The 25,581-nt window shown below is 55.8% G+C and carries 21 protein-coding genes; 6 read left to right on the forward strand and 15 right to left on the reverse strand.

Features of this window, described 5'->3' with window-relative positions; genetic code table 11:
• Nucleotides 1-206: 206 nt before the first annotated feature.
• The 3 genes from mazG to rlmD all read right to left on the reverse strand — a co-directional run bounded on the left by mazG (nt 207) and on the right by rlmD (nt 4,643).
• Nucleotides 207-998, reverse strand: a complete 792-nt coding sequence (gene mazG, locus F0320_RS17280) for a nucleoside triphosphate pyrophosphohydrolase (protein ID WP_023333241.1) — start codon at nt 996-998, stop codon at nt 207-209.
• A gap of 63 nt (nt 999-1,061) precedes the next feature.
• Nucleotides 1,062-3,293 carry a GTP diphosphokinase gene (relA, locus tag F0320_RS17285; protein WP_008499628.1) on the reverse strand — a complete coding sequence of 744 codons (2,232 nt, stop codon included), beginning with the start codon at nt 3,291-3,293 and terminating at the stop codon, nt 1,062-1,064.
• A 51-nt stretch (nt 3,294-3,344) separates the two neighbouring features.
• Nucleotides 3,345-4,643 carry a 23S rRNA (uracil(1939)-C(5))-methyltransferase RlmD gene (rlmD, locus tag F0320_RS17290; RefSeq protein WP_126329643.1) on the reverse strand — a complete coding sequence of 433 codons (1,299 nt, stop codon included), beginning with the start codon at nt 4,641-4,643 and terminating at the stop codon, nt 3,345-3,347.
• A 59-nt stretch (nt 4,644-4,702) separates the two neighbouring features.
• Here rlmD and barA point away from each other — a divergent pair, with 59 nt between their 5' ends.
• Entirely contained in the window at nt 4,703-7,462 is a 2,760-nt protein-coding gene (gene barA / locus F0320_RS17295) for a two-component sensor histidine kinase BarA (RefSeq protein WP_126329645.1), read from the forward strand.
• A gap of 83 nt (nt 7,463-7,545) precedes the next feature.
• Here the strand turns inward: barA and F0320_RS17300 are convergent, their stop codons facing one another.
• The 8 genes from F0320_RS17300 to syd all read right to left on the reverse strand — a co-directional run bounded on the left by F0320_RS17300 (nt 7,546) and on the right by syd (nt 15,858).
• Complete coding sequence (locus F0320_RS17300) at nt 7,546-8,685, reverse strand: glycerate kinase (RefSeq protein WP_032660254.1); 1,140 nt, start codon at nt 8,683-8,685, stop codon at nt 7,546-7,548.
• Nucleotides 8,686-8,762: 77 nt separating this feature from the next.
• Entirely contained in the window at nt 8,763-10,100 is a 1,338-nt protein-coding gene (gudD, locus tag F0320_RS17305) for a glucarate dehydratase (protein ID WP_149323918.1), read from the reverse strand.
• Nucleotides 10,101-10,115: 15 nt separating this feature from the next.
• The gene (locus tag F0320_RS17310; RefSeq protein ID WP_126329747.1) at nt 10,116-11,456 is read right to left on the reverse strand and encodes an enolase C-terminal domain-like protein; all 1,341 of its coding nucleotides are present in this window, start codon (nt 11,454-11,456) and stop codon (nt 10,116-10,118) included.
• A complete protein-coding gene (gene gudP, locus F0320_RS17315; protein WP_045404164.1) occupies nt 11,456-12,811 on the reverse strand; it encodes a galactarate/glucarate/glycerate transporter GudP in 1,356 nt (451 codons plus the stop codon). Before gudP ends, F0320_RS17310 begins: the two co-directional genes overlap by 1 nt.
• 294 nt (nt 12,812-13,105) lie before the next feature.
• Entirely contained in the window at nt 13,106-13,555 is a 450-nt protein-coding gene (locus F0320_RS17320; protein WP_029741558.1) for a flavodoxin, read from the reverse strand.
• A 24-nt stretch (nt 13,556-13,579) separates the two neighbouring features.
• Nucleotides 13,580-14,356, reverse strand: a complete 777-nt coding sequence (gene truC / locus F0320_RS17325; RefSeq protein ID WP_126329649.1) for a tRNA pseudouridine(65) synthase TruC — start codon at nt 14,354-14,356, stop codon at nt 13,580-13,582.
• Nucleotides 14,353-14,682: a YqcC family protein gene (locus tag F0320_RS17330; protein WP_023309024.1), complete on the reverse strand. Its 330-nt coding sequence runs from the start codon at nt 14,680-14,682 to the stop codon at nt 14,353-14,355. Before F0320_RS17330 ends, truC begins: the two co-directional genes overlap by 4 nt.
• A 630-nt stretch (nt 14,683-15,312) precedes the next feature.
• Nucleotides 15,313-15,858, reverse strand: a complete 546-nt coding sequence (syd, locus tag F0320_RS17335; RefSeq protein WP_126329651.1) for a SecY-interacting protein — start codon at nt 15,856-15,858, stop codon at nt 15,313-15,315.
• A 69-nt stretch (nt 15,859-15,927) separates the two neighbouring features.
• On the opposite strand from syd, the gene queF reads away from it, so the two are divergent.
• From queF to xni, 5 genes are all read left to right on the forward strand, one after another.
• Nucleotides 15,928-16,770: an NADPH-dependent 7-cyano-7-deazaguanine reductase QueF gene (gene queF, locus F0320_RS17340; protein WP_126329653.1), complete on the forward strand. Its 843-nt coding sequence runs from the start codon at nt 15,928-15,930 to the stop codon at nt 16,768-16,770.
• Nucleotides 16,771-16,886: 116 nt separating this feature from the next.
• Nucleotides 16,887-18,251, forward strand: a complete 1,365-nt coding sequence (gene ppnN, locus F0320_RS17345; RefSeq protein ID WP_023309027.1) for a nucleotide 5'-monophosphate nucleosidase PpnN — start codon at nt 16,887-16,889, stop codon at nt 18,249-18,251.
• Nucleotides 18,252-18,765: 514 nt separating this feature from the next.
• Nucleotides 18,766-20,061 (forward strand): HAAAP family serine/threonine permease, encoded by a 1,296-nt coding sequence (locus tag F0320_RS17350; RefSeq protein ID WP_126329655.1) that lies wholly within the window; start codon nt 18,766-18,768, stop codon nt 20,059-20,061.
• Nucleotides 20,062-20,126: 65 nt separating this feature from the next.
• Nucleotides 20,127-21,494, forward strand: coding sequence for an L-serine ammonia-lyase (locus F0320_RS17355; RefSeq protein WP_033146431.1), 1,368 nt, complete (start codon nt 20,127-20,129; stop codon nt 21,492-21,494).
• Between the two features lie 112 nt (nt 21,495-21,606).
• Nucleotides 21,607-22,362, forward strand: a complete 756-nt coding sequence (xni, locus tag F0320_RS17360) for a flap endonuclease Xni (protein WP_126329657.1) — start codon at nt 21,607-21,609, stop codon at nt 22,360-22,362.
• 52 nt (nt 22,363-22,414) lie between these two features.
• On the opposite strand, the gene rlmM is transcribed toward xni, so the two are convergent.
• From rlmM to F0320_RS17380, 4 genes are all read right to left on the reverse strand, one after another.
• Nucleotides 22,415-23,515 carry a 23S rRNA (cytidine(2498)-2'-O)-methyltransferase RlmM gene (gene rlmM, locus F0320_RS17365; protein ID WP_047650241.1) on the reverse strand — a complete coding sequence of 367 codons (1,101 nt, stop codon included), beginning with the start codon at nt 23,513-23,515 and terminating at the stop codon, nt 22,415-22,417.
• Nucleotides 23,508-23,903 (reverse strand): DUF423 domain-containing protein, encoded by a 396-nt coding sequence (locus tag F0320_RS17370; RefSeq protein WP_023309031.1) that lies wholly within the window; start codon nt 23,901-23,903, stop codon nt 23,508-23,510. Before F0320_RS17370 ends, rlmM begins: the two co-directional genes overlap by 8 nt.
• 39 nt (nt 23,904-23,942) lie before the next feature.
• Nucleotides 23,943-24,860: a glycine cleavage system transcriptional regulator GcvA gene (gcvA, locus tag F0320_RS17375; protein ID WP_023309032.1), complete on the reverse strand. Its 918-nt coding sequence runs from the start codon at nt 24,858-24,860 to the stop codon at nt 23,943-23,945.
• Nucleotides 24,861-25,209: 349 nt separating this feature from the next.
• Entirely contained in the window at nt 25,210-25,437 is a 228-nt protein-coding gene (locus tag F0320_RS17380) for a YgdI/YgdR family lipoprotein (protein ID WP_008499648.1), read from the reverse strand.
• Nucleotides 25,438-25,581 lie beyond the last annotated feature (144 nt).

Here is a 25,581-nt window from a genome sequence, read left to right on the forward strand (position 1 = left end):
AGGGTGAAACGATGGAATAACCAGGACGGGAAAGTAGTATACCCGAACACGGCGAGCGCCACAAACTTTCATTCTCCGTCTCCATTCCAGGCCATGACAAACATAAGGAGTGAGAAAATAGCCCCTTTTGGGTAAATGTTTTTGACGCAAATCAAGCGCTTGTCATTTAAAAAATCACACAAATTGCGCTTGATCGCAAAATTTCGTTAGAGATCAGATTCCTGGCGCTTTACTTCCTGCCAGACTTCTTCCATTGCCTCGAGGTCAATTCCGCTCATTTCCAGGCCTCGCGAGGCGACAATCCGCTCAACTTCGCGAAAGCGTCGTTCGAATTTTAGGTTGGCTTTTTGCAGGGCGGTTTCCGCTTTTACACCCAGGTGGCGAGAAAGGTTGACGGTCGCGAACAACAGGTCGCCCATCTCTTCCTCAAGCTTTGCTTCATCCACTACCGCCTGCTGCGCTTCGTGCATGACTTCGTCAATCTCTTCGTGCACTTTATCCAGCACAGGGCCGAGGGAGGTCCAGTCAAAACCGACGGCGGAGCAGCGCTTCTGGATTTTATGCGCGCGCATCAGCGCGGGCAGGCTCAGCGGAATATCATCCAGCGCAGAGTGCTGGGATTTTTCCGCTCGCTCGGCGCTTTTGATCTGCTCCCAGCGGGCCAGCACCTCAGCGCTGTTCCCTGCGGTGGCATCGCCGAAGATATGGGGATGACGGCGCTCAAGCTTGTCGCTGATGGCAGCGCAGATATCGTCAAAGTTAAAGCGCCCTTCTTCCTGCGCCATTTGCGCATAGAACACCACCTGGAACAGCAGGTCGCCCAATTCGCCGCGCAGGTCGTCAAAATCTTCGCGGGAAATGGCGTCCAGCACCTCGTAGGTTTCTTCGAGGGTATAAGGCGCAATGGTGGCGAAAGTCTGCTCTTTGTCCCACGGACAGCCATTTTCCGGGTCGCGCAGGCGTTTCATGATGCCGAGCAGGCGGTCGATTTGAGTCATAGTTTTTTCCATTAAAAAAGCCGGGTGGCGGAAAAGCCTTACCCGGCCTACAGAAGAGTGTGTTTAACCGCCGTGCAGACGACGCGCGTCTATCACATCCGGCACCTGGTTCAGCTTGCCAAGCACGCGGCCCAGCACCTGCAGGTTGTAGATTTCGATGGTCATATCGATGGTGGCAAGCTGCTCGCGGGTATCGCTGCGGCTGGCGACGCCCAGCACGTTGACCTTCTCGTTGGCGAGAATGGTCGTGATGTCGCGCAGCAGGCCGCTGCGGTCGTTGGCAGTGACGCGCACCACCAGCGAGTAGCCGGCAGAATAGCTCTCACCCCAGACCGCTTCCACGATGCGCTCCGGCGCATGCGACTGCAGCTCGGCAAGCTGGTCGCAGTCGGAACGGTGAATCGAAATTCCGCGTCCCTGAGTGATAAAGCCGACGATATCGTCGCCCGGAATAGGCTGGCAGCAGCGGGCAATGTGGTGCATCAGGTTACCTACGCCTTCAACCACCACGCGGCCGTTGTCTTTGCTGCGCTGCTGCGGCGCGTAGGTTTTCTGCTGCAGCTGCTTCAGCGCCGCCGCGTCCTGCTCTTCCGCGCTTGGCTTATTGAACTGCGCCTGCAGGAAGTTCACCATCTGATTCAGACGAATATCACCGCCGCCAATGGCCGCTAACAGCTCGTCAAGCTCGTTGAAGTTGTAGCGCGGCAGCAGGAATTTTTCCGCCTCTTTCAGGCTGATTCCGATATGCTCCAGCTCGTCGTCGAGGATCTGACGACCGGCAAGGATGTTCTTGTCACGATCCTGCTTACGGAACCAGGCGTGAATTTTTGAGCGCCCGCGGCTGGTGGTGACGTAGCCCAGGTTCGGGTTAAGCCAGTCACGGCTCGGGTTGGGCTGCTTCTGGGTAATGATTTCAATCTGGTCACCCATCTGCAGCTGATAGGTGAACGGTACAATACGCCCGCCAATTTTCGCCCCGATGCAGCGGTGTCCCACATCGCTGTGGATGTGGTAGGCAAAATCGAGCGGCGTAGAGCCCGCCGGCAGGTCGACAACGTCCCCTTTTGGGGTAAAGACGTAGACGCGATCGTCAAAGACCTGGCTGCGCACTTCGTCGAGCATCTCGCCGGAGTCGGCCATCTCTTCCTGCCACGCAATCAGCTTGCGCAGCCAGGCAATGCGGTCTTCGTGGCCAGAACGCGCTCCGCCGGACGTACCTTCTTTGTATTTCCAGTGCGCGGCAACGCCCAGCTCGGCGTCTTCGTGCATCTGTTTAGTGCGGATCTGAATCTCGACCGTTTTGCCGCCAGGGCCAAGCACAACGGTATGGATAGACTGATAGCCGTTCGGTTTGGGGTTGGCGACATAGTCATCGAACTCATCGGGAAGATGACGGAAGTGAGTGTGTACTATCCCCAGCGCGGCGTAGCAGTCCTGCAGACGCTCCGCCACGATACGCACGGCGCGCACGTCAAACAGCTCGTCAAAGGCGAGGTGTTTCTTCTGCATTTTGCGCCAGATGCTGTAGATATGCTTAGGCCGACCGTAGACTTCGGCGCGTACGTTCTCTTCTTTCATCGCCTGGCGCAGCCCGCCGACAAATTCCTCGATATAATGCTCGCGGTCGATACGGCGCTCGTGCAGCAGTTTGGCAATACGTTTGTATTCCGCCGGGTGCAGGTAACGGAAGCAGTAATCTTCCAGCTCCCATTTCAGTTGACCAATCCCTAAGCGGTTCGCCAGCGGCGCGTAGATATTTGTACACTCTTTGGCCGCCAGCACGCGCTCGTCTTCCGGCGCATCCTTCACCTCACGCAGGTGGGCAATACGCTCGGCAAGCTTGATGACCACGCAGCGGAAGTCATCCACCATGGCCAGCAGCATCCGGCGAACGTTATCGACCTGCTCAGATGAGACGGAATCGGTGTGCGCGGCTTTGAGCTGGCGAATGGCCGCCATATCGCGCACGCCGTGGATCAGCGCGACGACGGATTTCCCGACGCTGTCGCGCAGCACATCTTCGCTGACCACGTCCGCATCCGCGAGGGGGAAGAGCAGCGCGGCCTGCAGCGTTTCAATATCCATGTTCAGCATGGATAAGATTTCCACCATCTCCACGCCGCGCCACAGGAGAAGATCGGCATCCGGATGCCCCTGCGTGGTGCGCAGACAATAGGCCCAGGTTTCGGTTAAGCGTTCACACGACTGCTGGCTGGAAATTCCCAGACTTGCGATCCATTTTTGTGGGTCAAACTCCCCAGCTTTATTGAGATGTGCACTTCTTACCGCAACCATTGTCCTCTCCTTTAGGGACCAGGGCCTGTCGAAGTCGACAAGCCAAACAAATTAGATGTGCTCGAACAACACCATCGATTCCAGATGTCCAGTGTGCGGGAACATGTCCAGCATTGCCAGACGCTGAATCTGGTAACCCGCGCTGAGTAATGCCTCGCTGTCTCGTGCAAGCGTTGCCGGGTTACAGGAAACATAGACCACGCGCTTCGGCGCGAGTTTAATAATATGTGCCATCACGCCCGGGGCACCGGCACGTGCCGGGTCGAGCAAAATTTTATCAAAGCCCTGTTTTGCCCACGGCTGTTGGGTGACATCTTCCTCAAGATTTTGATGAAAGAATGTCACATTTTGCAAGCCGTTCTGCTGCGCGTTCTCCTGCCCTTTCGCCACCAGCGCCTCAACACCTTCCACGCCGACGACGCTGGCCGCTTTTCGCGCCAGCGGCAGCGTAAAGTTGCCCATTCCGCAGAACAGATCGAGCACCCGATCGCTTTTCTGAACATCCAGCCACGTCAGCGCTTTCTCAACCATCAGTTGGTTAACGCCATCATTCACCTGAATGAAATCCCGCGGGCTGAACGTTAAGCGTAGCCCGTTTGACGCATACCAGGGTGCCTCACCGGTAACCTGCTCAAGTATCTCGCTTTGTGGTGCAAGGAAAAGCGCCAGGTCGTGGGAATGCGAAAAGCGTTCCAGTTTTTCGCGATCTTTTTTCGACAACGGCGCGGTATGGCGCAGGACCATCAGCGGTCCATTGTTGGCCATGACCAGTTCGACATGCCCGAGGTGGCGAACGCCGTCCAGTCCGGAAAGACAGATGCGCACTTCCGGAAGCAATGCCTCAAGATGGGGCACCAAAATAGGGCACTGCTGCACATCGACAATGTCACTGGAACCGGCCTTGCGAAACCCCATCTCCAGACGTTCCGTTTTTGGCTGATAGCTGAGGCTCAGGCGCGCGCGTCGACGATAGCCCCAGGGCTCGTCGGCGAGGATCTCATTAACGTCGTGTTTAAGCAGGCGCGCCAGCGCGCGGCTTTTGCTTTTTTGCTGTAATCCTGTGCTCGCATGCTGTTGCTGGCAGCCCCCGCAGACGCCAAAATGGGGGCAGCGAGGCACTTCGCGTTCCGGGCTATCGCTCAGTCGGCGCTTTACCTGGCCGCGCGCGTACTGGCGTTTATCTTCCGTCAGCGTAATTTCTGCTCGTTCTGATGGCAGCAAACCTGTTATAAACAGTGTCTTACCGTTGTGCCGCGCCACCCCCTGACCAAAAGGATCGAGGTCCGTGGCTTCAACAGTTATGATCTGACGCGTCGTCACGCGTCGCTTTGCAGAGTAGAATTGCGCCATCGCTGAGATTTTTCTCACATATAAACATAATTGTCCTAATTGTCCCATAACGGAACGCCATGACCAACTACAGCCTGCGTGCACGCATGATGATTTTGATCCTCGCCCCCACCGTATTGATCGGTTTGCTGCTGAGTATCTTCTTTGTGGTGCATCGCTATAACGATTTGCAGCGACAGCTGGAAGACGCCGGAGCCAGCATTATCGAACCGCTGGCGGTCTCCAGCGAGTACGGGATGAACCTGCAAAACCGGGAATCCATTGGTCAGTTAATTAGCGTCCTGCATCGTCGTCACTCGGACATCGTGCGGGCTATCTCCGTTTATGATGAAAACAACCGTCTGTTTGTTACCTCGAATTTTCACCTTGACCCGACGTCCCTGAAAATTCCTGACGGCACGCCGTTCCCGCGCCATCTCACCGTATTGCGGCGCGGCGATATCATGATCCTGCGCACGCCGATCGTGTCGGAAAGCTATTCACCCGATGAGTCAGCGCAATCCGACGCTAAATCCAGCAACAATATGCTGGGATATGTGGCGCTCGAGCTGGATCTCAAGTCGGTCCGGCTACAGCAGTACAAAGAAATTTTTATCTCTGGCGTGATGATGCTGTTCTGCATTGGCATTGCGCTGATCTTCGGCTGGCGCCTGATGCGTGACGTGACAGGCCCCATCCGCAACATGGTTAACACGGTTGACCGCATCCGCCGGGGTCAGCTCGACAGCCGGGTGGAAGGGTTTATGCTGGGCGAGCTGGATATGCTGAAAAACGGCATCAACTCGATGGCCATGTCGCTGGCGGCGTATCATGAAGAGATGCAGCACAACGTTGACCAGGCGACGTCCGACCTGCGCGAAACGCTGGAGCAGATGGAGATCCAGAACGTTGAGCTGGATCTGGCGAAAAAGCGCGCCCAGGAAGCCGCGCGCATTAAATCCGAATTCCTTGCCAATATGTCACACGAGCTGAGAACCCCGCTGAACGGCGTGATCGGCTTTACCCGCCTGACGCTGAAAAGCGAACTGAATCCTACTCAGCGCGATCACCTGCACACCATTGAACGCTCGGCCAACAACCTGCTGGCGATCATCAACGACGTGCTGGACTTCTCCAAGCTGGAAGCGGGCAAGCTGATCCTGGAAAGCATTCCGTTCCCGCTGCGCAGTACGCTCGATGAGGTGGTGACGCTGCTCGCGCACTCATCGCATGACAAAGGCCTTGAGCTGACGCTCAACATTAAAAACGACGTGCCGGATAACGTCATTGGCGATCCGCTCCGCCTGCAGCAGGTCATTACCAACCTTGTCGGGAATGCCATTAAATTCACCGAAAGCGGTAATATCGACGTCCTGGTAGAGAAACGCTCGATCAGCAGTAATAAGGTGCAGATTGAAGTCCAGATCCGCGATACCGGCATCGGTATTCCGGAACGGGATCAGTCGCGTCTGTTCCAGGCGTTCCGTCAGGCGGATGCCAGTATATCCCGCCGTCATGGCGGCACCGGTCTGGGGCTGGTAATCACGCAGCGTCTGGTGAACGAGATGGGCGGCGATATCTCTTTCCACAGCCAGCCAAACCGCGGTTCAACCTTCTGGTTCCACATTAATCTGGATCTCAATCCGAACGTGCTGACCGATGGCCCGGTGACGGACTGCCTGAAAGGCAAGCGTCTGGCCTACGTCGAACCTAATGCGGCGGCAGCGCAGTGTGCGCTCGATATTTTAAGCACCACGCCGCTGGAGGTGGTCTATAGCCCTACCTTCTCAGCCCTTGCCGTTGAGCATTACGACATTCTGCTGATGGGGATCCCGGTCACCTTCACCGGCGAACTGACCATGCAGCAGGAGCGGCTGGCGAAAGCCGCATCGATGACCGACTATTTGCTGCTGGCGCTACCCTGCCACGCCCAGATTAATGCGGAGGAGTTGAAAAACGACGGAGCCGCCGCGTGTCTGCTGAAACCGCTCACCTCGACCCGCCTCCTGCCCGCGCTCACGGAGTATTGCCGTCATAGCCAGCATGCTCTCCCGCTGATTAACGACGAGCAAAAATTGCCGATGAGCGTGATGGCGGTGGATGATAATCCGGCCAACCTGAAGCTGATTGGCGCATTGCTTGAGGACCAGGTTCAGCACGTTGAGCTGTGCACCAGCGGCGCGCAGGCGGTTGAACAGGCGAAGCAGATGCAGTTCGATTTAATCCTGATGGATATTCAGATGCCGGGCATGGATGGCATTCGGGCCTGTGAGCTGATCCACCAGTTGCCGCATCAGCAGCAAACCCCGGTCATTGCGGTCACCGCGCACGCGATGGCCGGTCAGAAAGAGAAGCTGCTGAGCGCCGGGATGAATGACTATCTGGCGAAGCCCATCGATGAAGAGAAGCTTCATAACCTGCTGTTACGCTATAAGCCGGGTCACATTGGCGGGACATACACGGTTTCCAGCGAGCCGGTTGAAATCAGCGTTAACCAGAACGCCACCTTTGACTGGCAGCTCGCGCTGCGCCAGGCGGCCGGTAAACCCGATTTGGCCCGCGAAATGCTGCAAATGCTGGTCGCGTTTCTGCCGGAAATTCGCAATAAGGTGGAAGAGCAGCTGGTGGGTGAAAACCCGGAAGCGCTGCTGGAAGCAATCCACAAGCTGCACGGCAGCTGCGGGTACAGCGGCGTACCTCGGCTGAAAAATCTTTGCCAACTGCTGGAGCAGCAGCTGCGTGCCGGCACACCGGAATCGGAGCTTGAACCGGAGTTCCTGGAGCTGCTGGATGAGATGGATAACGTAACGCGGGAAGCAACGAAGGTGCTGGGAAGCTGAGGTAAAAGCCCGGTGGCGCTACGCTTACCGGGCCTACAATTGCGGTTGCGGCCTGATGTCCTCTCCCACAGGGAGAGGGAGCACTACATTCCCTGCCCCACTTTCAGCACCGCCGCGATATTCCTGGCGGCCATCCTGACGTTCTCGCTGGCATTTTCCAGCGCATCTTCCAGCGAGCAGATGGTGTAGATCACGCTAAACACCGCATCAATGCCGTGATCGTGTACCACGCCAACGTCCGCCGTCAGGCTGCCTGCAATGCCGATGACGGGTTTGTTAAAGCGTTTCGCCACTTTCGCCACGCCCACCGGGACTTTGCCGTGGATCGTCTGGCTGTCGATGCGGCCTTCTCCCGTGATCACCAGATCCGCGTCGGCCACCTGGTCGGCCAAGTGTAGCGCATCGGTCACGATCTCAATACCCTGGCGCAGCTGCGCGCCGCAAAAGGCGTACAGCGCGGCCCCCATGCCACCCGCCGCGCCGCCGCCAGCAAGGTTTAGCACGTCGATATCCAGATCCCGGGCAATGACTCTCGCATACTGCGCCAGCGCGTTGTCCAGGGTAACGATCATCTCGGGAGTGGCCCCCTTTTGCGGACCAAATACGGCTGACGCGCCATCCTTACCGGTGAGCGGATTCGTCACATCACAGGCGACCTCAATCCGGCACTCCGCCAGACGTCTGTCCAGCCCGCTCAGGTCGATACGCGCGAGTTTTCCCAGTTCACCCCCGCCCTGCCCAAGGGGCTGCCCGCTGTCGTCCAGCAGCTTTGCCCCCAGCGCCTGCACCATCCCTGCTCCGCCGTCATTGGTGGCGCTGCCGCCAATGCCAATGATGATATGCTTAACGCCTGCGTCCAGCGCGTGACGAATAAGTTCGCCCGTCCCCCACGAGGTGGTTTTCAGGGGATTACGCTGTGAAGGAACGACCAGCTCCAGGCCGCTTGCCGCCGCCATTTCAATAAAGGCACTCTGCTCGTCACCGGATAAGCCATAAAATCCTTCCACGCGCTCACCCAGCGGGCCGGTCACCGGAACATGCACAATGCGTCCCTGCGTTGCCGCGATCATCGCCTCAACCGTCCCTTCGCCACCGTCCGCGACCGGCAGTTTGACGTAAACCGCCTCGGGAAAGATCTCGCGAAAACCACGTTCTATCGCTGTCGCAACCTCAAGCGCACTCAAACTTTCCTTATACGAGTCCGGTGCGATAACAATTTTCATAAGCCATCCTTACGCATAGTCGTTACGTTAAGCATACACCACGTAAAAGACCGCCCATGGGAGCGGTCCCAATGCGTTTATCGTACCATGCACGGGCGTTTATTGTCGAATGTCCAGTCGGGGATCAGATACTGCATCGCCATCGCGTCGTCGCGCGCGCCCAGACCGTGTTTTTGATACAGCTCATGGGCTTTCATGACCTGGTCCATATCCAGCTCAACCCCCAGCCCCGGCGTGGAAGGCACCTGCACCATGCCACCTTTGATCTCAAACGGCTGCTTAGTCAGACGCTGATTACCTTCCTGCCAGATCCAGTGCGTGTCGATAGCAGTAATCGTGCCCGGCGCGGCGGCGGCAACGTGCGTGAACATCGCCAGCGACACGTCGAAGTGGTTATTAGAGTGCGAGCCCCAGGTCAGGCCAAACTCGTGGCACATTTGCGCCACGCGCACCGACCCCTGCATCGTCCAGAAGTGCGGATCCGCCAGCGGAATGTCGACGGACTGCAATGACAGGGTGTGTCCCATCTGACGCCAGTCGGTGGCTATCATATTGGTCGCGGTCGGCAGCCCCGTGGCGCGACGGAATTCCGCCATAACTTCACGGCCCGAGAAGCCCTGTTCAGCCCCACACGGATCTTCCGCATACGCCAGCACGCCTTTCAGCTGCTTGCCAATTTTGATCGCTTCTTCAAGCGACCATGCGCCGTTCGGATCCAGCGTCACGCGTGCCTGCGGGAAACGTTTTGCCAGCGCGGTGACGGCTTCCGCCTCTTCCTCACCGGCCAGCACGCCGCCCTTCAGTTTGAAATCGTTGAAGCCATACTTCTCGTAAGCGGCTTCCGCCAGGCGCACCACCGCATCCGGGGTCATCGCCTCGTCGTGGCGAAGTCGATACCAGTCGCATTGTTCATCCGGCTGGCTCTGATAAGGCAACGGCGTCAGCCTGCGGTCGCCGACAAAGAACAGATAGCCCAGCATTTCCACTTCGCTGCGCTGCTGCCCCTCGCCCAACAGCGACGCAACGTTAACGCCCAGATGCTGACCCAGCAGATCCAGCATCGCGGATTCAATCCCGGTCACCACGTGAATGGTGGTGCGCAGGTCGAAGGTCTGCAGGCCACGCCCTCCGGCATCGCGATCGGCAAAGGTATTGCGCACGGTGTTGAGGACATTTTTGTACTCGCCCAGCGCTTTGCCCACCACCAGCGGAATGGCATCTTCCAGCGTCCGGCGGATCTTCTCCCCGCCCGGAATTTCGCCCACGCCCGTATGGCCGGAATTGTCTTTGATAATGACAATGTTGCGGGTAAAGAACGGCGCATGCGCGCCGCTCAGGTTCATCAGCATGCTGTCATGACCCGCAACCGGAATGATTTGCATGGAAGTGACGACAGGGGTCGTAAAAGTACTCATCGTGTAATCCTTTTATCAGTGACGTCCAAAAACAGGGCGCTTGCGGTCAAATGTCCAGCCGGGGATCAGGTACTGCATCGGGCCCGCGTCGTTACGCGCGCCGCCCGGTAGCTTTTTATACGCCTCATGGGCTTTATGGATCTGATCCCAGTCAATCTCCACGCCCAGGCCCGGCGCATCCGGTACGGCAATCTTGCCATTGATGATTTCCAGCGGATTTTTCGTCAGGCGGGCTTCACCTTCCTGCCAAATCCAGTGGGTGTCGATGGCGGTCGGGTTACCCGGCGCCGCCGCGCCAACGTGGGTAAACATCGCCAGCGAAATATCAAAGTGGTTGTTCGAGTGACAGCCCCAGGTCAGCCCCCAGTCATCGCACAGCTGCGCCACGCGCACTGCGCCTGAAAGCGTCCAGAAGTGAGGGTCCGCCAGCGGTATGTCGACAGCGTTCAGCATCACCGCATGACCCATTTCACGCCAGTTGGTGGCGATCATATTGGTCGCGACCGGCAGCCCGGTGGCGCGACGAAACTCAGCCATGACTTCGCGGCCCGAGAAGCCCTGCTCCGCGCCACAGGGATCTTCCGCATAGGTCAGGACATCCCTTAGCCCCTTGCACAGGCTAATCGCTTCATCCAGCAGCCAGGCGCCGTTCGGGTCAACGGTGATCCGCGCATCCGCAAAGCGTTTTTTCAGCGCCCGGGCCGTGTCAATCTCCTGCTCGCCGGGCAGCACGCCGCCCTTCAGCTTGAAATCCTTAAAGCCGTAGCGATCCTGCGCCGCCTCGGCCAGACGCACCACCGCGTCGCTGGAGAGCGCTTCCTGGTGGCGCAGGCGATACCAGTCGTGATCGCCCGTGGATCGCGCCAGATAGGGGAGATCGGTTTTATTGCGATCGCCAACGTAGAACAGATAGCCCAGCACGGTGACCGCATCACGCTGTTTGCCGGGCCCCAGCAGCTCGCAAACCGGGACCTGGAGCGCTTTACCCAGTAAGTCGAGCAGGGCGGCCTCCAGCGCGGCGACCGCGTTGACGCGCAGTTCGAACGTCCAGGCACCTTTACCGAACGTATCAAAGTCAGCAGACTGGTTACCCTTATGCACACGCTGAACGACCTTGTTCAGACGGGCAACCTCCTGACCCACGACCAGCGGAATGGCATCAACCAGCGTCTGGTAAATTACCTCTCCGCCCGGGGCTTCGCCCACGCCGGTATTCCCTGCGCTGTCTTTCAGCACGACGATATTACGGGTAAACCAGGCGTTATGCGCCCCACCGATATTGAGCAGCATGCTGTCCTGCCCGGCCACCGGAATGACCTTCATCTCCGTAACGGTTGGGCTCGATTGCGTTGTCATCATCCACGCTCCGCAACAGGTTTAAGTTCGACGCGTTTGATATCCCCTACCAGCACCAGGTAACTCAGTACCGCCACCAGCGCATGCACACCCACGTAGATTAGCGCACCGTTGAAAGAGCCGGTGGTGCCGACGATGTAGCCGATAGCGATTGGCGTAACAATCCCGGAGATGTTGCCGAACATGTTGAACAGACCGCCGCTCAGGCCGCTGATTTCTTTCGGCGCCGTATCCGCCATCACCGCCCAGCCCAGCGCGCCAATGCCTTTGCCGAAGAAGGCCATCGCCATAAAGCCGATAATCATCCATTCGGCGTTGACGTAGTTACAGAACACCATGGTCATGGAGAGCAGCATGCCGAGCACAATCGGCGTTTTACGCGCGATGTTCAGTGACCCAGTGCGGCGCATCAGCCAGTCGGAAATCACCCCGCCGAGCACGCCGCCGACGAAGCCGCAGATTGCCGGGACCGACGCGACAAATCCCGCTTTCAGGATCGACATGCCGCGTGCCTGCACCAGGTATACTGGAAACCAGGTGATGAAGAAGTAGGTTAAGGCGTTAATACAGTACTGGCCCAGATAGATACCGATCATCATGCGCGAGCCGACGAGCTGCTTGATCTGCGCCCATTTCTGGCTGAACGGGACTTTTGCTTTTGCGGATTTCTGATCCATATTGATCAGCGCGCCGCCTTCCGCGATGTACTCCAGCTCTTTTTTGTTCACGCCTGGATGCTGGTTGGGTTCGTGGATCACTTTCAGCCAGATAAAGCTGATGACGATCCCAAGCCCGCCCATGAAGAAGAAGACGTGTGACCAGCCCACCTCATGCGTCAGCCAGCCCATAATGGGCGCAAAGATCACCGTCGCGAAGTACTGTGCGGAGTTAAAAATCGCCACCGCCGTTCCCCTCTCCTGCGCCGGGAACCAGGCAGCGACAATACGGCTGTTCCCCGGGAAGGAAGGTGCTTCCGCTAAGCCTACCAGGAAGCGCAGCGTGAAGAGCGCCACGATAATGCCGAAGCCGCTGAAGATATCGACGAAACCCTGCAACAGGGTAAACATCGACCAGATAAAGATGGACCAGAAATAGACGCGTTTAGATCCAAAACGGTCCAGCAGCCAGCCGCCAGGAATTTGCCCGATGACGTAGGCCCATGAGAATGCGGAGAAAACGTAACCCATGCCCACCGGATCAAGGCCGATATCTTTTGCCATTTCCGAACCGGCAATCGACAGCGTGGCGCGGTCACCATAGTTAAAGGATGTGACGATAAACAGCATCACCACTATCCAGTAGCGGGCATTAGTGCGCTTTTCAGCGCTGCTCGCTGCGTGGCTTAATGTACTCATTGTTGCACTCCTGAAACATAGCTTTCGCCTGGTTCATTCTGTACAGCACCGGTAGGGTAATCAGAATGAGATTGGTATTTGTCGTTTTGGTACGGCCTGACGCCGTTTTATAGTGACCGGAAAAGTATATGAAGGAGTGGTCCGTTCTCTCACCGTGCAAAAACACAGTATTGAAGGGTGCATGAGAGGTTGTTTATGGCATAAGCCCAGGGGAATGGAAGGTGGTTCACGGAATTGGCGTTTGGAGCGGGGCGTATCGCCGGGTGGCGGCTAAGCCTTACCCGGCCTGGAGAACTATTTAAGCAGCGTTGCCCAGTGTTCGACCCACGGGTTTGATTCGCTTTCTGGCTCCGGGTGCTCACCCGCATCAATCAGCAGCATCTCGCCGACGCGCTGGGCGCTCTGCTCCTGCAGGAGCGCATCGAACTGCTTGCCGCCGCCGCAGAAGTTGGCGTAAGAGCTGTCGCCCAGAGCAATGATGCCGTAGTGTACGTCCGGCTGATAGCCAAGCTGGTCTTTAATGCCCTGGAACAGCGGCACGATGCTGTCCGGCAGATCGCCCTGCCCGGTGGTGGAGGTCACCACCAGAATGTACTTATCTTTATACTTTTCCCAGTCTGCCAGCTCCGGGTCTTCATAGACCGTGGCTTTATGGCCCTGGCTGGCGAGTATTGCCTCAGCCTCTTCCGCTACCAGCAGCGAGTTGCCGTACATTGTGCCGACAAAAATGCCTACTTCAGCCATGCTATTTTCCCATATTGAATGCGCTTACTCTTCATCCTGAACGTTGCCCGGTACAAACTCAACCCTTTCATTTTCGGGGAGTTGTCCCAGCCAGCCAAACTGTGACAGCGCTTGCATCCAGACGTCGTCCAGCCCCGCACGGATAGTCAGCGGCTCGCCGGTAAACGGGTGCGTCAGGCTCAGCTCGCTGGCGTGTAACATCAGACGATGGCAGCCAAAGTGTTCGGCCGCGCTGCGGTTCTGGCGTAAATCACCGTGTTTGCTGTCGCCAATAATCGGGTGGCGCAGGTGCGCAAGATGGCGTCGCAGCTGGTGCTTACGCCCGGTTTTAGGCAGAAGCTCAACCAGGCTGTAGCGTGTGGTCGGGAATTTGCTGGTTGCCACCGGCATTTCGGTCGTCGCCATGCCGCGATAGTCCGTCACCGCGGGCTGCGGACCTTTGTCATCGCGGGCAAATTTATCGGCGATTTTGTCCAGTTCCTCCACCAGCGGATAGTCCAGCGTGGCGGCTTCCGTCAGCCAGCCGCGCACGATCGCGTGGTAGCGCTTTTGCATCTGATGCTGTTCAAACTGCTGTGATAGCAGACGCCCCGCCTCGCTGGAAAGCCCCATCAGCAGCACGCCGGAGGTCGGCCTGTCGAGACGATGGGCGGTAAAAACATGCTGACCAATCTGGTCGCGAACGGTCTGCATCACCACCACTTTCTCATCGCGATCGAGCCAGCTGCGGTGCACCAGCCAGCCTGACGGTTTATTCACCGCCACCAGCCACTCGTCCTGATAGAGGATCTCAAGCGTCATGCATCTTCACCGGCGAACAGGGCATCCAGTTTTTCCAGTTCGACCAGCATCACGTCGCGCGCAGGGTGCGTCGCCTCGAGCGCCATTTCATAGTAGGGAGAGACAGCAAACGCCTGCGGCAGCGGGTGACCGCCCTCAAGCAGGGCGTGCATGCGCGGGATTAACACCCACTGCAGCCACTCAAACGGGGCCAGCGTATCCAGGCAGAAGGGCTGAGTGCTCGCGAACGCTTCAGGCTGCGGCGCGGTCTCCTGCCACAGCTGATGTTGGCGCAAAAGGGCTTCGATGGCGTGCAACTGAGCACGAACGCTATCGTGTTGCGTCATAGTAACCTCAACTGAAAAAGTGAACGGCGCGCAGCATAGCATTGCGGAAGGCAGAAATAAAAAAAGGGAGCACTGTAAAAACAGTGCTCCCGGTTCGTTTCGCAGCATTCCAGCTACAATTCGTGCTCCCTGCTCATCCGTGACAACTTTTCCTGAAGCCCGAAGGCCTGGTCATCCGTAAGCCAATACATCCTGCACACATCTTCCTGACGTGTTTGTTTCATCCTGAAACGTCCTGGCCTTCCTGACCCACCAGCCATCCTGACCGGCTCTCGTTCTCCTTCCTGGAGGTGTCCCTTACGCATCCTGCGTTATCCACTTCGCTTCATCCTGAAGCCTTCCTGCAGCGCCATCCTGACGATTCCTGTTTGAGAAACGCCATCATCCTGATGTTCGTTTGTCGTGTCGGCATCCTGTCGACAGAAATAGAATCCGCTATTCCGCTTCGTCTTACAACCCACCCTTTCTGGGTTGTAAGCCGTAAGAAATCCCTGGAAACAATACAATGAACGAGTAATTCGTTGAAAAATAGAGTGATATTAATCTGAATAAAATGAGGTAATACTGAATCTTCAGCGATCTCTCACAAACGTTGTAAGAGATCTCTCACACGCGCTATAGCATCATGGATTACAGAAGTGGCTCAAGTCGGGTGAGGAAATCCGCAAGAGAGGGGGCGAGAGTCTCGCGATTGCGGGTGCCGATAGTCTCTTTAACCACTTCACCTGACAGGTTACAGACGGAGATAACGTCCAGTTCGCTGTCCAGCGTGGCAATAAAGAGCGTAGGAGAAAGCTTAAGGCGTTTTTGCGTGACCAGATGACCAATCAGGTTTTCCTGAACGCGCTGCAGATCTTCTTCGCTCCAGGTCTGCAACAGCGTCAGCTTAATATCAGCAAAGCGTGCGGGCATATCCCCTGCGAACTGCGTGGTATAAAACGCATGAACCGCTGGTTGTACCACAATGTCCATTGCCCGTTCAACCGCATTTACATTTTGCTCGCCGTCGAAAGGTTTTGGCTGCCAGATAACATGATCGTCGACTGAAGAGATAATGCACGGCGAAGGTACGCCATACAAATCAGCATTTTGCGGCCATGTCTGGTGCTTTTCATGCCATGCGTCGCAATAGCGGGTCGTGAAGGTAGTGAGGGCATTTGCAGTTTCGATGTCCACCGATTTCTCTCTTCTTGTCAGACAGGATAAACTCAGGCCATAAGTGTACCTGTAAAGTGGCTATGAAACATGTCTTACGAAAATCATCAGGCGTTAACCGGCTTAACGCTGGGTAAATCGACCGATTACCGCGATACCTACGATGCAAGCCTGCTGCAGGGCGTGCCGCGCAGCCTGAACCGCGATCCTCTGGGCCTGCATGCGGATGCCTTGCCGTTTGTCGGCGGTGACATCTGGACGCTGTACGAACTCTCCTGGCTCAACGCGCGCGGCCTGCCGCAGGTGGCAGTGGGCCACGTTGAGCTGGATTACGCCAGCGTGAATCTCGTCGAGTCCAAAAGCTTTAAGCTCTATCTCAACAGCTTTAACCAGACAAAATTCAACAGCTGGGAAGACGTTCAGCACACCCTGGAACGTGATTTAAGCGCCTGCGCGAAGGGAAAGGTAAGCGTTTCACTGTATCGCCTGCACGAGCTGGAGGGGCTGCCAGTCGCCCACTTCAACGGGACCTGCATCGACGATCAGGATATTGAGGTGGAGAATTATGAATTCAGCGCCGATTACCTCGAAAACGCCGCGAGCGGAAAGGTGGTCGAAGAGACGCTGGTCAGCCACCTGCTGAAATCCAACTGCCTGATCACCCACCAGCCGGACTGGGGCTCGGTGCAGATCCAGTACCGCGGCCCGAAAATTGACCAGGAAAAATTGCTGCGCTACCTGGTGTCGTTCCGCCATCACAACGAATTTCACGAGCAGTGCGTGGAGCGTATCTTTAGCGATATTCAGAGTTTCTGCCAGCCAGAAAAACTGAGCGTTTACGCGCGCTACACCCGCCGTGGCGGTCTGGACATCAACCCATGGCGCACCAACACCGATTTTGTGCCAGCAACGGGACGGCTGGTGCGTCAGTAATATAAATATTTTCACAATATGCGCGGTATCTTCCGCGCTTTAGGTTGTGAAACGTCACGCGCCAGGGCTATTGTAATCAACAGGGAAAGACGATAATCGTCCCGTAAGGAGCTCACTTGATTACACATATTAGCCCGCTTGGCTCAATGGATATGTTGTCGCAGCTGGAAGTGGACATGCTTAAGCGCACGGCCAGCAGCGATCTTTATCAACTGTTTCGTAACTGTTCACTTGCCGTACTGAACTCCGGAAGCCTGACAGATAACAGTAAAGAACTGCTGTCCCGCTTCGAAAGCTTTGATATCAATGTGCTGCGCCGCGAGCGTGGCGTGAAGCTTGAAGTCATCAACCCGCCGGAAGAGGCCTTTGTCGACGGGCGCATTATTCGTTCACTTCAGGCGAACCTGTTTGCCGTGCTGCGTGACATCCTGTTTGTTAACGGGCAGATCCACAACGCAGGCCGTTTCCAGCATCTCGACCTGGAAAGCTCGGTCCATATCACCAACCTGGTGTTCTCCATTTTGCGTAACGCCCGTGCCCTGCACGTTGGCGAAGCGCCGAACATGGTTGTCTGCTGGGGCGGCCACTCCATTAACGAAACCGAATACCTTTATGCGCGTCGGGTGGGCACCCAGCTCGGCCTGCGCGAGCTGAATATCTGTACCGGCTGCGGTCCAGGTGCGATGGAAGCGCCAATGAAAGGTGCGGCGGTTGGGCATGCGCAACAGCGTTATAAAGAGGGGCGGTTTATCGGCATGACCGAGCCGTCAATCATTGCCGCTGAGCCGCCTAACCCGCTGGTTAACGAGCTGATTATCATGCCGGATATCGAGAAACGTCTTGAAGCGTTTGTCCGTATCGCCCACGGCATTATCATTTTCCCGGGCGGCGTGGGGACAGCGGAAGAGCTGCTCTATCTGCTGGGTATTCTGATGAACCCGGCCAACAAAGATCAGGTTCTGCCGCTGATCCTTACCGGGCCAAAAGAGAGCGCCGACTACTTCCGCGTGCTGGACGAGTTTATCGTACACACGCTGGGCGAAGCCGCGCGCCGTCACTATCGCATCATCATTGACGATGCCGCGGAAGTGGCGCGCCAGATGAAAAAGGCGATGCCGCTGGTTAAGGAAAACCGTCGCGATACCGGCGATGCGTACAGCTTTAACTGGTCAATCCGTATTGCGCCGGACCTGCAGATCCCGTTCGAGCCAACGCATGAAAATATGGCGAACCTGAAACTCTACCCGGACCAGCCGGTGGAAGTCCTGGCTGCCGATCTGCGTCGTGCCTTCTCCGGGATTGTGGCGGGCAACGTCAAAGAGATGGGCATCCGCGCCATTGAACAGTACGGTCCGTACAAAATCCACGGCGACCCGGAGATGATGCGCCGCATGGACGACATGCTGCAGGGCTTTGTCGCTCAGCACCGTATGAAGCTGCCGGGCTCAGCCTATATCCCTTGCTACGAAATCTGCACATAACGCGCATTAGCATCTCATAAAAGCCGGGTCGCCCTGTCATGCGTCCCGGCTTTTTTATTAATGAGGCAATTCATACGCATCACTTATGTCTTTTACAAACTACGCGCAAAAGCAAACGATTACCTTATTTTTTCAACCGTAAATTATCAGCCTTAATCCAAATTACCTGCCAGAAAATACTAAAAACCCATTTCTTTACAGCTAAAGACACCTATATCACGGGTCAGTCTTTCAGCTCACATGTCGTTGGTGGTAGCCTTCGCGCCCGTAAATTCTCTTTGACGTTTTTTTAACAGAGAAATGGTCTAAAGATGCCCACTTCATAAGTGGATTATTGCATTTGGGATCAGGATCACTGATAGATTCATAACTAGAATGTATCTTTCCGCCCGCCAATAGTTACGGGCAAAAATTATTAAAAAACCGTCACTGAACGAATTTCATATTACCGTCAGGCACTTTTTCATCGGATTTGACTAAAAACCTGACAATTTGCTTCCTCCAGGAGATACAGATGGAAACCACTCAAACCAGCACCGTTGCTTCGATTGAATCCCGAAGTGGTTGGCGCAAAACGGATACCATGTGGATGCTTGGCCTTTATGGCACAGCAATCGGCGCTGGTGTACTGTTCCTTCCTATCAACGCAGGCGTCGGCGGTCTGATCCCGCTGATCATTATGGCTATCATTGCTTTCCCGATGACCTTCTTTGCACACCGCGGTCTGACCCGCTTCGTGCTGTCCGGTAAAAACCCGGGCGAAGACATCACTGAAGTTGTTGAAGAGCATTTCGGCGTGGGCGCAGGTAAACTGATTACCCTGCTCTACTTCTTCGCGATTTACCCTATTCTGCTGGTCTACAGCGTGGCAATCACCAACACCGTTGAAAGCTTCATGATGCACCAGCTGCACATGACCCCGCCGCCGCGTGCCATTCTGTCTCTGATCCTGATCGTGGGCATGATGACCATCGTTCGCTTCGGTGAGCAGATGATTGTGAAAGCAATGAGCGTACTGGTCTTCCCGTTCGTTATTGCTCTGATGGTACTGGCTTGCTACCTGATCCCACAGTGGAACGGTGCAGCGCTGGAAACCCTGTCCCTGAGCAGCGCAACGGCAACCGGTAACGGCCTGCTGATGACCCTCTGGCTGGCGATTCCGGTGATGGTGTTCTCTTTCAACCACTCTCCAATCATCTCTTCTTTCGCCGTTGCGAAACGTGAAGAGTACGGTAATGGCGCAGAGAAGAAGTGCTCCAGCATCCTGGCGCGCGCTCACATCATGATGGTACTGACCGTAATGTTCTTCGTCTTCAGCTGCGTACTGAGCCTCTCCCCGGCGGATCTGGCGGCAGCGAAAGAGCAGAACATCTCTATTCTGTCTTACCTGGCGAACCACTTTAACGCACCGGTCATTGCGTGGATGGCACCAATCATCGCGATTATCGCCATCACCAAATCCTTCCTGGGCCACTACCTCGGCGCGCGCGAAGGCTTCAACGGTATGGTGATTAAATCTCTGCGCGGTAAAGGCAAGAGCATTGAAATCAACAAGCTGAACAAAATCACTGCGCTGTTCATGCTGCTCACCACCTGGGCGGTAGCGACCCTGAACCCAAGCATCCTGGGCATGATTGAAACCCTGGGCGGCCCGGTCATCGCGATGATTCTGTTCCTGATGCCGATGTACGCAATTCAGAAAGTCCCTGCTATGCGCAAGTACAGCGGTCATGTGAGCAACATCTTTGTGGTTATCATGGGTCTTATCGCAATCTCTGCGATCTTCTACTCCCTGTACACCATGTTCTGATTATCACCCGCGCCGTCTTCGGACGGCGCACTCCTCCCTCTCTGACTGAAAGCAATGGACGCATCATGATTAGCGTATTCGATATCTTCAAAATCGGTATTGGTCCTTCCAGCTCTCACACCGTCGGACCAATGAAAGCCGGTAAGCAGTTCACGGATGACTTGATTGCACGCGGCATCTTGCATGACATTACCCGCGTGGTTGTCGATGTATACGGCTCGCTTTCCCTTACCGGGAAAGGCCACCATACCGATATCGCCATTATCATGGGCCTGGCGGGAAATCTGCCGGATACCGTTGATATTGATGCGATCCCTGGCTTCATCCAGGATGTGAACACCCACGGTCGCCTGCTGCTGGCGAACGGTGAGCATGAGGTTGAATTCCCGGTTGACCACTGCATGAATTTCCATGCGGACAACCTGTCGCTGCACGAAAACGGCATGCGCATTACCGCGCTGGCCGGCGACAAAGCGGTATACAGCCAGACGTATTACTCTATCGGCGGCGGTTTTATCGTCGACGAAGACCACTTTGGTCAAACCAATACCTCTTCTGTCGAGGTGCCGTATCCGTACAAAACGGCGGCGGATCTTCAGCGTCACTGCCAGGAGACGGGCCTTTCCCTCTCCGGCCTGATGATGAAAAACGAGCTGGCGCTTCACAGTAAAGAAGAACTCGAACAGCACTTCACTAACGTCTGGGAAGTGATGCGCGGCGGTATTGAGCGCGGGATAACCACCGAAGGCGTTCTGCCGGGCAAGCTTCGCGTGCCGCGTCGCGCTGCTGCGCTGCGCCGTATGCTGGTGAGCACCGACAAAACGACGACGGACCCGATGGCCGTTGTAGACTGGATCAACATGTTCGCACTGGCGGTGAATGAAGAAAACGCCGCAGGGGGCCGCGTGGTCACCGCGCCGACCAACGGCGCCTGCGGTATCGTTCCGGCGGTGCTGGCGTACTACGACAAGTTTATCCGTGAAGTGAACGCGAACTCACTGGCGCGCTACCTGCTGGTCGCCAGTGCAATTGGTTCGCTGTATAAGATGAACGCGTCTATTTCCGGTGCGGAAGTGGGCTGTCAGGGTGAAGTCGGCGTGGCGTGCTCCATGGCGGCGGCGGGTCTGGCCGAGCTGCTGGGTGCAAGCCCGACACAGGTGTGCATTGCTGCGGAAATCGGCATGGAACATAACCTTGGGCTGACCTGTGACCCGGTTGCCGGACAGGTACAGGTACCGTGCATCGAACGTAACGCGATTGCCTCCGTGAAGGCGGTGAACGCGGCACGTATGGCGCTGCGCCGAACCAGCGAGCCGCGCGTCTGTCTCGATAAGGTTATCGAAACCATGTACGAAACCGGTAAAGATATGAACGCCAAATACCGCGAAACTTCTCGCGGCGGCCTGGCGATGAAGATCGTCACCTGCGATTAAGCCTCTCAGGAAGCCTCGTTTTGCGAGGCTTCTTCCTGTTTTCCCCACCATTCATAGTTTCACGCTGCTAACAGTGTTACCCTTCACGCATGAGATAGAAGGGAGATTATCTGTGGCCGTTCATTTACTTATCGTCGATGCTCTTAACCTGATCCGCCGTATCCATGCGGTACAGGGGACGCCTTGTAAAGACACCTGCCTGCACGCGCTGGAGCAGCTTATCCGCCACAGTGAGCCCACCCACGCGGTCGCGGTATTTGATGACGAAGCCCGCAACACGGGCTGGCGACACCAGCGTCTGCCCGACTACAAAGCCGGACGCGCCCCGATGCCGGACGATCTTCACGCCGAATTGCCCATGCTGCGCGCCGCATTTGAACAGCGGGGCGTTCCCTGCTGGGGCGCACAGGGAAATGAAGCCGACGATCTCGCGGCCACCCTCGCCGTAAAGGTAGCCAGTGCCGGGCATCAGTCTACTATCGTTTCAACTGACAAAGGCTACTGCCAGCTGCTCTCGCCGACTATCCGCATTCGCGACTATTTTCAAAAACGCTGGCTGGACGCGCCGTTTATTGCCAGCGAGTTCGGCGTCTCACCTGAACAACTGCCGGACTACTGGGGGCTGGCAGGCATCAGCAGTTCTAAAGTTCCGGGTGTCGCCGGTATTGGGCCAAAGAGCGCCGCGCAGCTGCTGACCGATTTTCAGAGTCTGGAAGGGATTTACGCCCGTCTGGATGAGGTACCGGAAAAGTGGCGCAAGAAGCTGGAGGCGCATAAAGAGATGGCGTTTACCTGCCGGGAGATCGCAACGCTACAGACGGATTTGCAGCTGGACGGGAATTTACAGCAGTTAAGGTTAGAGCGTTAACGCTTTACTGTAGGCCCGGTAAGCGTAGCGCCACCGGGCAATACAACACGGACTATCGCTCGTCGCGACGTCCACCGACCGCAGCCCACCAGCGACGAATATGCACCGTCACTTCTTCACGGTCGTGATACAGCTGACGCGCCTGGATCTCCACGTTGATTCCGTGTTCATCCATCTGCTCCTGAATGTAGGCCAGGTTCTGCGACACTTCCTCATAGCGCTTTTTCATCGGCAGCTTGAGGTTGAAAATGGTCTCACGACACCATCCGTTCACCAGCCAGGAGGCCATCAGCGCGGCGACTTTTGCCGGCTTCTCAACCATATCGCACACCATCCACGAGATGTTGTTACGATTCGGGCGATAGCGGAAACCGTCTTCACGCAGCCAGGTGACCTGCCCGGTGTCCATCAGGCTTTGCGCCATTGGGCCGTTATCAACGGACGATACCCACATGTTGCGTTTCACCAGCTGATAGGTCCAGCCGCCCGGGCACGCGCCGAGATCGACAGCGTACATGCCGTTTGCCAGACGCTCATCCCACTCATCTGCCGGGATAAAGACGTGAAACGCCTCTTCCAGCTTGAGCGTGGAACGGCTTGGCGCATCGGACGGGAAGCGCAAACGCGGGATGCCCATAAAGAAGGGAGAGTTGTTGGTGGTGTACGAATAGCCTGCATAGCAGCAGCCCGGTGCGATAAAGAAGATATGCACCACCGGACGCTTCGGCGTTTCGTAGTTCGTCAGCACGCCTGCATCACGCAGCGCCGCACGCAGCGGCACGGTGAACTTGCGGCAGAACTTCATCAGCTCTTTACTTTCGTTGGTATCCGCCACTTCAACGCGCAGATCGCCGCCCTTCTCCACCACGCCCTGCAGCATGCCGACAATAGGCGTGATGCGGTCTTCCGGCGGAAGATCCTTCAGCAGCTCACCCGCGACAAACATCTGGCGAGCAAAGATCAGCGAGCTGAACGGCAGCTCGCGCGCCAGCTTGTCTGCGTCTTCAGGCTGATAGCACTCGAATACTACATAACCCGCGTTTTCTTTTACGCGGGCAAAGCCGAAGACTTCGCGCTTCGCCGCTTTATCGGTAATTTCCGCGGCGCACTCTTTCTCAAACCCCGGGCGACAATATAAAACAACCTTATTCATGAACAACGCCCTTGCGTTTCAGACGGATAGCTCCGATAAACATTAATACCCAACCCGCCAGGAAGCTGAAGCCACCGACGGGTGTAACGAACGCCCAAAGGCGCAGATGTGAGAGCGCAAGGCAGTACAGGCTACCGCTGAATAACACGGTACCCAGCGCCATAAACACGCTGCTCCAATAAAACCAGATACTGATACGACGCTGCATCGCCACCGCCAGCCCAAAAATCGCCAGCGTGTGGAATGCCTGATATTCAAGGCCGGTCTGGATCCAGCCCATCTCTACAGCGCCCAAAGACTTGCTTAATACATGTGCGCCAAAGGCGCCCAGTGCAACAAAAATAAAGCCACTCACCGCGGCAAAAATCAGCATGAATCGGCTGGTCATGTTTAAGTCCTGAGTTGATGCGTGCCCGGCACACAAACGTTATTGCTCATACCTGAAGCGGAATTTTTCTTGCTCGGTTGCCGCTTTCGCCAGTATCCACTGCCGGAAGGCGGCTATTTTACCCAGTTCTGCCTGACTGTCATGACAAACCAGATAAAACGCATTCTTGCTGACCAGTACATCATTAAAAGGGCAAACCAGGCGGCCTGCCTCAATTTCGGACTGCGCCATAACGTTGTTCGCCAACGCCACGCCTTGTCCGTGAATGGCAGCCTGTAACACCATCGCACTGTGGCTAAAAATGGGTCCCTGCTGCACGTTTATATGTGTAAGACCTAATTGACGGGTATAAGTTTGCCAGTCGCGGCGAGAGGCATCATGCAAAAGCGTATGCTGAGCCAGGTCAGCGGGTGACTTCAGCGCCTTCTCGCCTGTTAACAGCAGGGGAGAACAGACCGGCAGGAGATATTCTGCGTATAATTTTTCAACGCGCAAGCCCGGCCAGTTACCGCGACCATAAAAAATGGCGACATCCACGTCATCGGCCAGCTTGTCCTCCTGACGATCTACCGCCTGGATTCGAACGTCGATCCCCGGATAAGCTGAGTTAAAGCTTGAGAGTCTTGGAACAAGCCAATGAATGGCAAAACTGGGCAATAAACTGACGGTCAGAGCACCTTTTGCACTGCGAGCCTGCAGCTTACGCGTGGCTTCCGTAAGCTGGGAAAAAATCTCTTTAATATCCTGAAAATAGCTCTGCCCCTCTTCGGTCAACAGCAACGAACGGTTGCGTCGACGAAACAGCTTAAGGCCCAGAAAATCCTCAAGAGACTTGATTTGGTGACTTACTGCGGCCTGCGTCACAAAAAGCTCATCTGCCGCGCGGGTGAAGCTCAGGTGACGTGCTGCTGCATCAAAAACACGTAATGCGTTAAGGGGTGGCAATCGCTTTGACATGGTTATCTGGCTTAGATGTTAACGGATTTTAACAAACAGGAAACAACGTTTAACCTATTAGTTTTTTTTATCTGAGCCATTATAATTTGTCCGTTGAGGAACTACCAGCAAATACCTATAGTGGCGGCACTTCCTGAGCCGGAACGAAGAGCTTTTTTCGGAATGCGTGTTCTGAAGGGCTTTTGGCTTACGGTTGTGATGTTGTGTTGTTGTGTTTGCAATTGGTCTGCGATTCAGACCACGGTAGCAACGCTACCAATTTTTCACTTCCTGTACATTTACCCTGTCTGTCCATAGTGATTAATGTAGCACCGCCAATTTGCGGTGCTTTTTTTTCGCCTGCGATCTGTTAATGCTCGATCTCTTTCATCTCTTTCACGTCCGTGCGGTTGATCTGCTGCTTGTTCCCGTTAGCATCTTTGTACGAAATCATCCCGGTATCATTATCGGTAGTCGGTTTCCCTTCCGAAACGATAGAACGACCATCGTTGGTGTGCATCACGTAGTTGTTACCAGAACACGCGCTCAGGGCAAAAGTAAACGCACAGGCAGAAATGATTGCAGCTGTCTTATTCATGATTATTCTCCTTTAGCAATTAATGCTATTCAAACCTCGATTTATAACAGGCTAAAACATCCGCCTAACACTATTTAGCATAACCTGCTTTTTTGAGGTCGTAAGGATAAGCAGACAATTCTGATAGATATCAACCTCCTTGCC

Source organism: Enterobacter dykesii (assembly GCF_008364625.2).
Lineage (GTDB): Bacteria > Pseudomonadota > Gammaproteobacteria > Enterobacterales > Enterobacteriaceae > Enterobacter > Enterobacter dykesii.